This is a genomic window from Streptomyces sp. NPDC001980 (assembly GCF_040296885.1).
GTDB lineage: Bacteria > Actinomycetota > Actinomycetes > Streptomycetales > Streptomycetaceae > Streptomyces.
On the sequence record NZ_JBEOYD010000005.1, the window covers coordinates 1 to 13,237 of the forward strand.

The 13,237-nt window shown below is 72.8% G+C and carries 11 protein-coding genes; 4 read left to right on the plus strand and 7 right to left on the minus strand.

The genetic code is table 11. The annotated features are described in order from the left end of the window. Positions 1–76: 76 nt before the first annotated feature. From ABT137_RS08935 to ABT137_RS08945, 3 genes are all read right to left on the minus strand, one after another. Positions 77–703 carry a TetR/AcrR family transcriptional regulator gene (locus ABT137_RS08935; RefSeq protein ID WP_351704758.1) on the minus strand — a complete coding sequence of 209 codons (627 nt, stop codon included), beginning with the start codon at positions 701–703 and terminating at the stop codon, positions 77–79. Between the two features lie 62 nt (positions 704–765). Then, entirely contained in the window at positions 766–2,850 is a 2,085-nt protein-coding gene (locus ABT137_RS08940) for a YhgE/Pip family protein (protein WP_351704761.1), read from the minus strand. Next, positions 2,822–3,610, minus strand: coding sequence for an ATP-binding cassette domain-containing protein (locus ABT137_RS08945; protein ID WP_351704764.1), 789 nt, complete (start codon positions 3,608–3,610; stop codon positions 2,822–2,824). Before ABT137_RS08945 ends, ABT137_RS08940 begins: the two co-directional genes overlap by 29 nt. A gap of 174 nt (positions 3,611–3,784) precedes the next feature. Between ABT137_RS08945 and ABT137_RS08950 the strand changes: the two genes are divergently transcribed. The 3 genes from ABT137_RS08950 to ABT137_RS08960 all read left to right on the plus strand — a co-directional run bounded on the left by ABT137_RS08950 (position 3,785) and on the right by ABT137_RS08960 (position 5,934). Beyond that, the gene (locus tag ABT137_RS08950) at positions 3,785–4,348 is read left to right on the plus strand and encodes an SAV_6107 family HEPN domain-containing protein (protein ID WP_351704767.1); all 564 of its coding nucleotides are present in this window, start codon (positions 3,785–3,787) and stop codon (positions 4,346–4,348) included. 147 nt (positions 4,349–4,495) lie between these two features. Continuing rightward, complete coding sequence (locus tag ABT137_RS08955; protein WP_351704770.1) at positions 4,496–5,266, plus strand: methyltransferase; 771 nt, start codon at positions 4,496–4,498, stop codon at positions 5,264–5,266. Positions 5,267–5,544: 278 nt separating this feature from the next. Beyond that, complete coding sequence (locus tag ABT137_RS08960; RefSeq protein ID WP_351704773.1) at positions 5,545–5,934, plus strand: SCO2097 family morphological protein; 390 nt, start codon at positions 5,545–5,547, stop codon at positions 5,932–5,934. A 287-nt stretch (positions 5,935–6,221) separates the two neighbouring features. Here the strand turns inward: ABT137_RS08960 and ABT137_RS08965 are convergent, their stop codons facing one another. From ABT137_RS08965 to ABT137_RS08980, 4 genes are all read right to left on the minus strand, one after another. Then, positions 6,222–8,606 carry a transglutaminase TgpA family protein gene (locus ABT137_RS08965; RefSeq protein ID WP_351704776.1) on the minus strand — a complete coding sequence of 795 codons (2,385 nt, stop codon included), beginning with the start codon at positions 8,604–8,606 and terminating at the stop codon, positions 6,222–6,224. Beyond that, entirely contained in the window at positions 8,603–9,952 is a 1,350-nt protein-coding gene (locus tag ABT137_RS08970; RefSeq protein WP_351704779.1) for a DUF58 domain-containing protein, read from the minus strand. Before ABT137_RS08970 ends, ABT137_RS08965 begins: the two co-directional genes overlap by 4 nt. Beyond that, positions 9,952–10,992 carry an AAA family ATPase gene (locus ABT137_RS08975; protein ID WP_351704782.1) on the minus strand — a complete coding sequence of 347 codons (1,041 nt, stop codon included), beginning with the start codon at positions 10,990–10,992 and terminating at the stop codon, positions 9,952–9,954. Before ABT137_RS08975 ends, ABT137_RS08970 begins: the two co-directional genes overlap by 1 nt. 375 nt (positions 10,993–11,367) lie before the next feature. Then, a complete protein-coding gene (locus tag ABT137_RS08980; protein WP_351704785.1) occupies positions 11,368–11,916 on the minus strand; it encodes a beta-class carbonic anhydrase in 549 nt (182 codons plus the stop codon). 356 nt (positions 11,917–12,272) lie between these two features. Between ABT137_RS08980 and rsmH the strand changes: the two genes are divergently transcribed. Beyond that, on the plus strand, positions 12,273–13,229 hold the full coding sequence (gene rsmH, locus ABT137_RS08985; protein ID WP_351704788.1) for a 16S rRNA (cytosine(1402)-N(4))-methyltransferase RsmH: 957 nt from the start codon (positions 12,273–12,275) through the stop codon (positions 13,227–13,229). Positions 13,230–13,237 lie beyond the last annotated feature (8 nt).

Below are 13,237 nucleotides of genomic sequence, written 5' to 3' on the forward strand. Positions count from 1 at the left end.
CTCGCGATCGCCTGCACCTTCTTCCGCGGCACCCGCTTCGAGGACCTCGCCGTCTACACGGTCCCCGACCGCCGGCTCAGCCCTTCCCGCTCACCCGCCCCTGGAGCAGCCGGGACAGCGCCGCGTGGACGTCGTCCAGGGAGCGCTCCGGCTGGAAGGACTTCCAGTCCAGCGCGGCCACCAGCACCATCCCGACCAGCGCGGCCGCCGTCAGCTGGATGTCGATCTCGTCGCTGAACTCGCCGTTCTCCACGCCCTCGCGCAGCACCCCCTCGACGACCGCGACGGCCTGCTGCCGGACCACCATCAGCGTCGACTGCCAGGCCCGGTTGGTGCGCCACAGCTCCGCCACGTAGAGCTGCGTGAAGGCCGGGTACCGGTCGATGAAGACGAGGCCCGCGCGGACCATCGCGTCCAGGGCGTCGACCCGGCTGCCCCCCTCCCGCGCGGTCCGCTCGGCGGCTTCCTTCAGCGAGGCGGTGAGGAGGCCCACGCCGTGCCGCAGCAGCTCCTCGAAGAGGACCGACTTGCTCGCGAAGTTGTAGTAGACCGTGCCCTTCGCGACGCCGGCCCGTTCGGCGATCTCGTCCACCGTGGTGGCCGAGAAGCCCTGCTCGGCGATGAGCGTGACGGCGGCCTCGTAGAGCTTCTGCCGGGTGGCCTCACGGCGTGTGCTGCCGCCCGTGGTGCTGCTGCTTTCCATGGTCCTGATTCTCACAGGAACGGCGGCCCCCGCGGGCACGGAAGACAAGGTCATGGACGTCCTCACAGACTCAGCTCGGGATGCAGCCGGTCCAGCGTCCACACCTGGCGGCGCCGGGCCGAAAGCGCGGTGAGCGCCAGGGCACCCGCCGTGAACGCCACCAGGACGGCACAGGCCTGCCACACCGGCCCCAGCCCGCCGCCCGTGATCAGCCGCCGCAGCGCCGCCACGACGTAGCTCATCGGCAGGAACGGGTGGATCGCGTTGAAGAAGCCCGGACTGGTCTGCACGGGATACGTGCCGCCCGCCGACGTCAGCTGGAGCATCAGCAGGGCGAGGACCAGGATCCGTCCCGCCGCCCCGAAGCGCGCGTTCAGCCACTGCACGATCGCCGCGAAGCAGGCCGCCACCAGGAACAGGAACCCGACCGTCCCGGCCGCGCGGGCCATCCGGAGCCCGATCGCCCAGTGCAGTACGGCCATCAGGGCGGCCGTCTGCAGCACCCCGACCGCGACCACCGGCAGCCAGCCCGCCAGCGCGATCCGCCAGCCCGCCGAACCGGCCGCCAGGGCACGCCGGTTGAGCGGCTGGATCAGCATGTAGGCCACCATCGCGCCGACCCACAGGGAGAGCGGGATGAAGTACGGGGCGAACCCGGTGCCGTAGTTGGGCGCCTTGTGCAGGTCCTGCGAGGCGAGCTGGACCGGGTCGGACATCACCCCGGTGCGCTGGTCGCGGTCCTGCTTGTCGTAGTCGGGGATCTTCGCCGCGCCGTCGTGCAGGCCGCCGGCGAGCGTGTTGGACCCGTCGGCGAGCTTGTACATCCCGCCGTTGAGGTCGTAGGCGCCGGACTCGAGCTTGCCGAGGCCGCTGTCGAGACCGGTGGCGCCGGCGGTGGCCGTGCCGAGTCCGGTGCGCAGCTTCGCGGCGCCCGCGGCGACCCGGGCCGCGCCGTCGTTCAGCTTGTCGATCTTCTTGACGGCGTCGGCGACGTCCTCGGAGAGGTGCGGGGCGCGGTCGGCGAGGGCCTGCGCCTGGGTCTGGAGCGTGCCGAGGTTCTCGTCGAGCGTCTTCAGGTCGCCGTTCTGGTCGGCGATCAGCGCGTTCAGGTCGTCGGCGACGCCGGCCACGTCGTCGGCCGCGTCCCTGGCCTTCTTCAGGTCGGGGCAGACCGGGTCGGTCAGCAGGTCCGCCGAGCAGCGCGCCGCGTAGACCTGGTCCAGGGTGTCGGCGGCCACGTGGGCGGTCTTCGCGGCCGCCGGAGCGGTCTTCACCAGGACGCCCAGGTTGTCGCGGACGGTCTGTGCCGAGTCGGCGACCAGCCGGGCGGTGTCACCGATGGTCTTCTCGTTCTTCGCCAGGTACGGGCCGACCTTGCCGTAGACCCCGTCGACCTGGTCCGCGAGGGCCTGGGTGCCGTCCGCGACCTGCCGCGAGCCGTCCGCCAGCGTGCCGGCGCCCGCGTCCAGCTTCTTGATCCCCTTGGCGAGCTTCCCGCTGCCGGTCTTGGCGTCCGCGAGGCCGTCCGCGAGGTCCTTCGACCCCTTCTTGGCCTTCCCGATGCCGCCGGCCAGGGTGTCGGCGCCCTCGGCGGCCTTCACGGTCTGCCCGTGGATGTCGGCGAACGAGATGAAGATCCGGTCCAGGAAGGAGCGGGACGCCTTGGTGGACGCGGCCGAGCGCACCTCGTTGAAGACCGTGCGGGAGATCTGCCCGACGATGTAGTTGTTCGCGTCGTTCGTACGCACCTGGAGCGCGCCGGTCTCCGGGGAGTCGCCCGCGCTGGAGGCGACGCGCGCGCTGAAGCCGGCGGGCATGGTCAGCGACAGGTAGTACGTGCCGTTCTCGACGCCCCGGCGGGCCTCGGCGGCGCTCACCTCGTGCCAGTCGAAGGTCCTGCTGTCCTTCAGCCCGGTGACGATGTCGTCGCCCGCGGTGATCCGTTTCCCGCTCGCGGTCGCCCCCTTGTCGTCGTTGACGAGCGCCACGGGGACGCGGTCCAGGCGGCCGTAGGGATCCCAGAACGACCACAGGTACAGCGCGCCGTACAGCAGCGGCAGCACCAGCAGGGCCACCAGGGCTGCGCGCGGCAGCCTGCCCCGTCCGAAGCGCCTGAGCTCAAGCGCGGCCAGTCGCGGTGAGCGCATCGCCGGCCTCCTTCCCTTCCGATACCTCTGCTGCCTCCGCTGTCTCGGTGCTTCCGGTGCTTCCGGTGCTTCCGGTGCTTCCGGTGCGCACGACGACGGCCCCCGCCATCGCCTGGCCGCACACCGCCACCACCGTCGTCCCGGCCTCGGCGATCGACGCCAACAGCGCCCGCACCTCGGCCCGTTCGGACTCCGACAACTTCAGGTCCGCGTCGTCCACGGCCAGCAGCCGCGGCTTTCCCACCAGCGCCAGCGCCACGGACAGCCGCAGCGCCTCGATCCGCTCCAGATCCCGTACGGCGGTCCGGGCGCCCTTGGGCAGCGACTCCAGGTCGAGCCCGGCGGCGGCCAGGGCGTCGTCGATGCGCTGCTGCGCCCGCGCCCTGCGTTCCGCGCGGGGCCGCAGCAGCGCGCGCAGGCTGTCGCCGAACCGGCGTTGCAGCAGGGCCCGTTCGCGCAGGTGCTCGCCGACGGTCAGGGCAGGTTCGAGGTCGGTGACCCCGGCCACGTTGGCCACCGCGCTGATCCGGCGCACCGCCGACAGATGCTTGGGCAGCCGGGCCCCTCCGACGGTCGCGGTGCCCTCGGTGGCCTTCATCCGGCCGGTGAGCGCGAGCAGCAGACAGGTGCGGCCGGAGCCGGACGGCCCCTCCACCGCGATCAGTGCGCCGGGCCCGGCGTCCAGGGAGATCCCCTGGAACGCCCAGCCCCGCGGGCCCTTGAGCCCGAGGCGCTCGGCCGTGACAGGTACGCCGTGCACAGGTTCCCCCCTGTGGCGTTGTTTTTGAACTGACTGGTCAGTGCAAAAAGTAGCCCGAACTTGCGATCGAAGCAAAAGCCCAGGTCAGAACGGATTGTCAGTGCCATACCTCACGATGGGCACATACGGCACCCCGTGTGAGGGCGCCGTCACTCAGACGACAGGAGGTTCGTCATGGCCAACTCGTCAGCGTCCGCCGCCCACCGGCGCCGCGCCACCGGCCCTGCCCCCTCACTGACCGGCCCGGCGAGCGATGTGCACCCCGTGCTCCGCCGGGCCACGGCCCCGCCCGCCGCCCTCGACCTGCTCACCCAGGCCCGTGCCGCCCTGGACGAGGCCGAACTGCTCGACACCTCCAACGAGCGCTACGCGACCGCCCACCTCGCCGCGCTGCGCACCGCGGCCGCCGTGCTCGCCGCCCGCGCCCGCCCCGAGACCTCGCCCCGGCGCCGGGCCCGGATCCGCAGCGCCTGGGAGGTGCTTCCCGAGGTCGCGCCCGAGCTCACCGAGTGGAGCGCCCTGTTCGCCTCCGGCGCCGCCCGCCGGGCCCGTGCCGAGGCCGGCATCCAGGGCGCGGCGGGCCGCCGGGACGCCGACGACCTGATACGCGACGTGGCGATGTTCGTCCGTATCGTCGAGCGGATGCTCGTCCTCCAGCCGGTGCTGCCGCAGCCGCGCCGGCAGGACGGGGAGCGGCCGGCCGGCGACCCGGGAAGGGAGCTGCCCGACGCGGGATGACCAGGCAAGGCGGCGGGGGCAACGGGCGGCGGAGGCAATAGGGTGGAGAGCGCCTGAAGCCTTCCCGCCTCCCGCACCCCGGGCCGGGGAGGCACCGAGTTCGCGCCGCCGGGCAACAGGCGGTGCCGCGCCGAGGAGTCAACTGCCGTGCCGGACCCCACTCGACCCCGCGCTTCTCTCCGTACCGCCGTGGTCTGGGAGGTTCTTCAGGACGCCCTCGACCGCCGGGTCAAGGCCACCGGCCGGGACGCGCTGGACGTCCTGGACACCGGCGGCGGCAGCGGCAACTTCGCCGTCCCCCTGGCCCGCCTCGGCCACCGCGTCACCGTCGTCGACCCCAGCCCGAACGCGCTGTTCGCGCTGGAGCGCCGGGCCGCCGAGGCCGGCGTGGCCGACCGGGTCAAGGGCGTCCAGGGCGACGTCCTCGGCCTGTTCGACGTGGTCGAGCGCGGCGCCCACGACGTGGTCCTCTGCCACGGCGTCCTGGAGCACGTCGACGACCCGGCCGAGGGCGTGCGCAACACGGTGGCCGCGCTGCGCTCCGAGGGCGTCCTCAGTCTGCTCGCCGCCGGGCTCGGCGGGGCCGTGGTCGCCCGCGCCCTCGCCGGCCACTTCACGGAGGCCAAGCAGGCCCTGGAGGACCCCGACGGGCGCTGGGGCAGCGGCGACCCGATGCCGCGCCGCTTCACCGCCGAGCAGCTCACCGGCCTGGTCGAGGGCGCGGGCCTGGCCGTCACCGCCGTGCACGGCGTGCGGGTCTTCGCCGACCTGGTCCCCGGAGTCCTGGTGGACACCGAGCCGGGCGCCATGGACGCCCTGCTCAAGCTGGAGGCCGCCGCGGCCGAGCTCCCCGCCTTCCACGCCGTCGCCACCCAGCTGCACGTGCTCGGCGAGACACCGGGTGCCGCCGGGGCCTGAGATTCTCCTGAGACGAGCCCGCTGATCAGGGGCTCGACAGCGGATGGAGTACGCCACAGGCCCCCCGATCGAGGGGTTTGCGCCGTATGATCGAGGGAGACCAACCCGGCATGACGGGTCGGCTGCCGGGGAATGGAAGCCTCAGCGAGCCGGGACTGCCATGGCGGGTTCCGGTTGGCCAATTGGCCTAGAGGGGCGGGTTTCACGGGGGCGATTCCCTGCCTATCCTGAAGGGACCCCCCGGGTCGCCCCGGCGACTGCACGATGAGGAGGACGCCGTGCCGCTCTCGGAGCACGAGCAGCGAATGCTTGAGCAGATGGAGCGAGCGCTGTACGCCGAAGACCCCAAGTTCGCGACAGCGCTTGAGGGAAGCGGCCTGCGGATGTACACCCGGCGACGGGTCTACCAGGCGGTGGCAGGCTTCCTCGTGGGTATCGCGCTCCTCATCGCCGGAATGGTCGTGCAGCAGGTCTGGGTCAGCGTGGTGGGCTTCCTCGTCATGCTGGGCTGCGCGGTTCTCGCCGTCACCGGCTGGCGCAAGGCCCCCAAGCCCGGAGAGCAGCCCGCGGCAGGCCCGCAGGGCCGCCGCCAGGGCCGGCCGAAGCGCTCCATGATGGACCGCATCGAGGAGCGCTGGCAGCGCCGCCGCGACGAGCAGGGCCACTGACGGCTTCGCCGGAAGGGCCGACAGGCCGAACAGAGCGTGACTGAGGGGTGACCGCCGGCTGGTGGTCACCCCTCAGGCGTTGTTCAGTCGGCCGGAGCCAACGACCTTGCTGCGGGCCGTGCGTTACTGCGGGTGCGTGGGGGCTGGTCGCGCAGTTCCTCCCCCAGCCTTCGGCCGGGGGTACCCCCAGCGCCTTTTACGGGGCGCTGTCCAGCCGCGTCTCTAAGCCCCAGCCGCGGGCGGCACCCTGCCGGCGCCGGTAAGCGCCCCCCCGCGCCGCCCCCAGGTCAGCCTTCCTGCTCCGACGGCTTTCGCAGGGTCGGACGGGCCGCCGACACCCGTTCCCGCAGCCGGGCCCAGCCTGCCGACGCCGCCCACACCACGCGCACGCTCGATCGCGGAGCGAACAGGGCCCGCAGGCGCGTGGGGACGCCCACCGTGCCGTTGAACGCGGCCGTCACCCGGCGGACATCGTCCGCGAGGCCCGCCGTCGGCCTCGGCCGCGGCGCGTACAGCACCTGTTCGACCGCGTCCGCCACCCGGTGCACCGAGGCCCCGGCGGCCGGATCGAGACGGCCGAGCCGGACGATCCGGGCGGCCGCGTTGCGCGGGGTCTGCGACTCGTCCGGCAGGATGCCGAAGTCCCAGGCGGTGTCGGTCAGTTCCAGCCAGACCGCCAGCGTGTGTGCCGCCACGCCCGGGGGCGTACGGTCGTGGCCCCCGAGCCGGCTTGCCCGCGCCTGCTGCCGGTACAGCATCGGCGACAGCGGCACCGCCAGGACGGCGAGACCGCCGAGCGCCCACAGGGCCAGCTGCCACCACGGCGGCCCGCCGTCGCCGCTCTTGACCGCGGCCGCCGCGGACGGGCTGGCGCAGGCGTCCTGCCTGCGCAGCTGCGGCGTGCAGCTCTCGCTCTGCGAGGCCGAGGCCGACGGCGCCGCCGAGGCGCCCTTGGAGGGCAGGGTCTCGTCCGGCACCGAGGAGCCGGGCGTCTGCGACACCGTGTACGACGGGGTCGTGCCCCGGGTCGGGGTCGGCTCGAAGCGGGTCCAGCCCACACCCTCGAAGTACAGCTCCGGCCAGGCATGCGCGTCCTTCAGGCCCACCGACACCGTGCCGTCGGCCTGCGGGGTGCCCGGTGCGAAGCCCACCGCGACCCGGGCCGGGATGCCCAGCGTCCGGGCCATCGCGGCCATCGCGAAGGAGAAGTGCACGCAGAAACCGCGCTTCTGCTTCAGGAAGTTCGCGATCGCGCCCTCGCCCCGGCCGACCTCCACCTGGGTGTCGTACTGGAAGCCGCCCGTCACCGCGAAGTAGTCCTGGAGCTTGACCGCCTCCTCGTAGTGGTTCGTGGAGCCCGCGGTCACCTCCTTCGCCGTCTGCGCCACCACGGACGGCAGCGAGGAGGGCACCTTGGTGTACTCCTTCTTCATCGCCGCCGAGGCCTCGGGCGCCGCGGCCAGCTGCTCCGCCGTCGGCTGCACGTCCAGGTTGGTGACCTGGTAGGTCTCACCGCGCGTGTTCTGCCCGTGGTCGCCGACGAGGGTCATCCCGACCGGCTCGTAGCGCCAGGTGCCGGCCACCTTGACCCCGCTCGGCGGGTACGGCATCGGCAGCCAGTCCTGGGCGTACCAGTCGGCGGCCGCGATCGTCGACTTCACCGTCGTCCGCTTGACGTCGGCGCCCAGTCCTGCCGGGGTCGGGAACTTGTCCGGCACACCGGTGATGTGCCGCTGGGCCGGCTTCCAGGTGGTGCCGTCGAAGTCGTCCAGGGAGACGATCCGCAGGTACAGGTCGGAGACGTCGTCGCTGCTGGTCCGCACGGACAGCACCTGGCGGTCCTCGTCCACGTTGAGGCTGTCCCGCAGCGACACCAGCGGGTTGACCGCGGAGATCGTGCCGCCGTTCCCGTCGCCCACGCCGACACCGGTCCCGGCGCCGTCCAGCAGGCCGCCCTGGATCGAGGGCATCACGAAGGGCACGAACAGGGCGACGCTCAGCACGGCGAAACCGATCCGGCGCCCGGTGCGCACCGGGGCCACCGCGCCCCTCTCCTGGCCGCCCGGGGCGCGCGCGGCCCCGCCGAACACCCGGCCCCACTGCGAGAGCCGGTCCCGGCCCTCGGCGAGCAGCAGCATCAGATAGCCGGCCGCCGCCACCAGGAACCACAGCCAGTCGGTCGGCCCGTCGGACAGCCCCGCCGCCACCGAGTACAGCGCGAGCAGCGGCAGCCCGGCCGGGGCCGCGCTGCGGAAGGTCACCGCGAGGGTGTCCACGACCAGCCCGACGACCAGCACCCCGCCGATCACCATCAGCCGGATGCCGGGCGTCAGCGGCGCGGGTATCGCGTACCGGCTGACGTCGTCCGAGCCCTGCTGGAGCAGGTCGCCGAGGTACCGGAAGGTGTCGGGGCCGGGGATCACCCCGGCGATCGCGTGGCTCCGGGCGAAGACCATGGTCAGCATCAGCAGCGTGACCAGGGCCTGTGCGGCCACGGTCAGCGCCCGGGCCAGCGGCACCCGCCGGGCGGCCGCGCCCACGCCCGTCTGGACCGCCAGCAGGAACGCCGCCTGGAACAGCCAGGTCACCGGGGAGACCAGCGGCAGCAAAGCGCAGGAGGCCATCAGCGTCGCCGCCGCCGCGGTGAGGGCGAGCCGGGCGCGTCCGCTCATCGCCATGCCTCCCCGCTCAGCGCGGCCAGCCCGGTGCGCTCCCGGTCGGCCTGCCGCCACAGCTCGGCCACGCCGGCGCCGCGCGGCACGCTGACGGCCGTCCAGCCGGCCTCGCGCAGCATCCGCAGCCGCTCCTCGTGCGGGTTGCCCGGAGCCGGCACGTCGGTCGGCTCCCCGACCCAGGTGTCCGGGTCCAGTACGAAGGCCACGGCGCCGCCGCTGCGCTGGCGCATCTTCGCGACCACCGTCGCCTGTTCCTCGTCGAGGTCGCCGAAGAAGGCCACCAGCAGCCCCTCGTTCCCGCCGCGCAGCACGTCGTAGGCCCGGGACAGGCCCGTGCCGTCCGAGTGGTCGATCACCGCCAGGGTGTCCATCATCAGCCCGGCCGCCTCCGCCGACTCCTGGCCGGTGCCCGCGAAACCGTCGGCGCCCTCGCCGGGCACCGAGTTGCCGGCGTCGGTCAACAGCCGGACCGAGAAGCCGCGTTCGAGCATGTGGACCAGGACCGAGGCGGCACCGGACACCGCCCACTCGAACGCCGAGTCCGGGCCCGCTCCTTCGTAGGCGCCGCCCCGGGTGTCAAGGAGCACCGTGCAGCGGGCGCGCTGCGGCTGCTCCTCGCGGCGCACCATCAGCTCGCCGTAGCGGGCGGTGGAGCGCCAGTGCACCCGGCGCAGGTCGTCGCCGTAGCGGTAGCCGCGCGGGATCACGTCGTCCTCGCCGGCCAGGGCCAGCGAACGCTGCCGCCCGTCGCCGTACCCCTTCGCCTCGCCGCTGAGCCGGATCGGCGGCAGCGGCTCGACCTTCGGGATGACGGTCAGGGTGTCGAACGTCGAGAAGGAGCGGGTCAGTTCGCACATGCCGAACGGGTCGGTCAGGCGCAGCTGGAGCGGGCCCAGCGGATAGCGGCCGCGCAGGTCCGAGCGGACCCGGTAGGACACCTCGCGGCGGCCGCCCGGCTCCACCCGGTCCAGGACGAAGCGGGGGCGCGGGCCGAGGACGTAGGGCACCCGGTCCTGGAGCATCAGCAGGCCGGTGGGCAGCCGCGAGACGTTGTCCATCCGCAGATGCACCCGGGCCTCGCTGCCGGCCGGCACCCGCGCGGGGGAGAGCCGGCGGCTGCCGGCCACCCGGTAGCGGGTGCGGTAGAGCACGGCCGCGCAGATCAGCGGCAGCACGGCGAGCAGCAGCCCGACCCGGCGCAGATCGGCCTGGCCGAGGATGTACGCGCAGATCACCGCCGCGATGCCGGCCGCGAGGAAGGAGCGGCCGCGGGTGGTCAGCCCGGCCAGGGCCGTGCGGATCCCGCCCGTCTCCTCGCGGTCGGCCTCCGCCGGGGCACCCATCACAGACTCCGCGGGGGCTGCTGGGGATACGCCGGCACGCCCCGGCCCAGACCGCCGAAGCCGGTCTGCTGCTGGGGGGCCGCGGGCACCGGGGTGGACTGCAGGATCTCCTGCACGACCTGCTCCGCGGTGCGCCGGTTGAGCTGGGCCTGGGCGGTGGGCAGCAGCCGGTGCGCCAGGACTGCCACGGCGAGCGCCTGCACGTCGTCCGGCAGCGCGTACTCCCGGCCGCTCAGGGCCGCGGACGCCTTGGCCGCGCGCAGCAGGTGCAGCGTCGCGCGCGGGGAGGCGCCGAGTCTGAGGTCGGGGTGGGTGCGGGTGGCGGAGACCAGGTCCACCGCGTACCGGCGGACCGGCTCGGCGACGTGGACCCCGCGCACGGCCTCGATCAGCTTCACGACGTCATGGGCGTGCGCCACCGGCTGGAGGTCCTCCAGGGGACTCACCCCGCCGTGGATGTCGAGCATCTGCAACTCGGCCTCCACGCTGGGGTAGCCGACCGAGACCCGGGCCATGAAGCGGTCGCGCTGGGCCTCGGGCAGCGGGTAGGTGCCCTCCATCTCGACCGGGTTCTGGGTGGCCACCACCATGAACGGGCTGGGCAGTTCGTAGGTCTGCCCGTCGATCGTGACCTGCCGCTCCTCCATCGACTCCAGCAGCGCGGACTGGGTCTTGGGCGAGGCGCGGTTGATCTCGTCGCCGATCACGATCTGGGCGAAGATGGCGCCCGGTTTGAACTCGAAGTCCCGGCGCTGCTGGTCCCAGATGGACACGCCGGTGATGTCCGACGGCAGCAGGTCGGGCGTGAACTGGATACGCCGCACCGTGCAGTCGATGGACCGCGCCAACGCCTTCGCCAGCATCGTCTTGCCCACGCCCGGGACGTCCTCGATCAGAAGATGTCCCTCGGCGAGCAGCACGGTCAGCGAAAGCCGTACGACCTCGGGCTTGCCCTCGATCACACCCTCCACCGAACTGCGGACCCGCTCCACAGTGGCGGTCAGATCAGTGAGGCTCGCTCGATCGTCATAGGTCGTCACCCGGCCCTCCTCGGCCCGTCATTGCCCGGCCGGTGCGTCGTCTCGCACAACCGGCCCACCCCGAATCACGGACACCACGCGTGAATGGTTCCGCGCGACGTCTCACACCGCATTCTTGCTGCCGTTACCGATTCGTGTCACTCGCCTGTGGACAACTGCCCGCAGTATGTCGGTCTTGCGACCTTTCGACCGCCTATTCGACAGGGGGTCGACAGCTTACGGCGGGCACGTTCCGGGGCGCGCGGTCTGCTCGGCGGGTCGAAGCACCGCGCCGGGGCGGCCGGGACCGGGGTCGGATCGAGGGGGTGTGATTCGCCCGGACCGGGCCGACGGGGGCGGCCCGGTGCAGGCTGGTGGAGCCTTCGGCGCGGCCGGTCAGGCCGGGTCGATCTCGCGGAGGAGGCCGGTGCGGACGTCGAAGACGAACCCGCGTACGTCGTCTGTGTGCTGCAGGAACGGCGAGGTGCGCACCCGCTGCATGGACTGCCGTACGTCCTGGTCGACATCCCGGAAGGACTCCACCGCCCAGGCCGGGCGCTGGCCGACCTCCATCTCCAGCTCGGTGCGGAAGTCCTCGGTGAGGGCCTCCAGGCCGCAGCCGGTGTGGTGGATCAGCACGATGCTGCGGGTGCCGAGCTTGCGCTGGCTGATGGTGAGGGAGCGGATCACGTCGTCGGTGACCACACCGCCGGCGTTGCGGATGGTGTGGCAGTCGCCGAGCTCCAGGCCGAGCGCGGCGTGCAGGTCGAGGCGGGCGTCCATGCAGGCCACCACGGCTACGTGCAGCACGGGCCGGGCGTCCATGCCGGGGTCGGTGAAGGCGGACGCGTAGGTCCGGTTGGCGTCGACCAGGCGGTCCGTCACGGTGCCGTCCGTGGTTATGGCGCCTTCGGATCCAGTGGGAACTGCTGCGGAAGTCGTCATAGTCATGACGTTACTGGTCACGCCCGTTCAGGGCCTGCTGTGAGAGGGGACAAAGAACGTCATCGTGGCTTGTTGTGAGCTAACCCACACGGAGGGCAAAACACGTCCGCACGGGTGATTCCTGGTGAATCCTCACCCCGGCCGGGACGCCGTACGCGCCGTGCAGGCCGGTTGATTGACCGCGCGACACGGTGGACTAAAGTGACGCGAAGCGGGAGGCGAGGCTCTCCCCGCTGGTGAAATCCCCTGGAGACCCCGGCACGGTGCCCGGGCCGTCTCCCCACGTGCGCGGTGCGCGTACCGAGCGGGCGGGGACCCGGCGGTGCGTCCCCCCGTGCCGGAACTGAGAGGCCCCCTTGAGCGAGAGTCGACATGTCCCGGTGATGCTCCAGCGGTGCCTGGATCTGCTGGCACCCGCCCTGGAGCGGCCGGGCGCCGTGGTCGTCGACTGCACCCTCGGCCTCGGCGGCCACAGCGAGGCGCTGCTGACTCGCTTCCCCGAGGCCCGCCTGGTCGCCCTGGACCGCGACAAGGAGGCCCTGCGCCTGTCCGGCGAGCGGCTCGCCCCCTTCGGCGACCGTGCCACCCTCGTGCACGCCGTCTACGACGAGCTCCCCGCCGTACTCGAACGCCTCGGCATCGCGCGCGTGCAGGGCGTGCTGTTCGACCTCGGCGTCTCCTCCATGCAGCTCGACGAGGCCGACCGCGGCTTCGCCTACGCCCAGGACGCGCCCCTGGACATGCGCATGGACCAGACGACCGGCATCAGCGCCGCCGAGGTGCTCAACACCTACCCGGCCGGTGATCTCGTCCGCGTCCTGTTCCAGTACGGCGAGGAGAAGCAGGCCAAGCGGATCGTCTCGGCGATCGTCCGGGAGCGCGAGAAGGAGCCGTTCACCAACAGCGCCCGGCTCGTCGAGCTGATCCGGGACGCGCTGCCGCAGGCCGCCAAGCGCACCGGCGGCAACCCGGCCAAGCGCACCTTCCAGGCGCTGCGCATCGAGGTCAACGGCGAACTCGCCGTCCTGGAAAGGGCGATCCCGGCCGCCGTGAAGGCCCTCGCGGTCGGCGGCCGGATCGCCGTACTGTCGTACCACTCGCTCGAGGACCGCCTCGTCAAGCAGGTGTTCGCGGCCGGCGCCGCGAACACCGCGCCGCCCGGGCTGCCGGTCGTGCCCGAGCAGTACCAGCCCCGGCTCAAGCTGCTCACGCGCGGTGCCGAACTTCCCACCGAGGAAGAGGTCGCCGAGAACCGCCGGGCCGCTCCGGCGCGTCTTCGGGGAGCCCAGCGCATCAGGGAGGAAGCCGAGTGAGCGAGCGG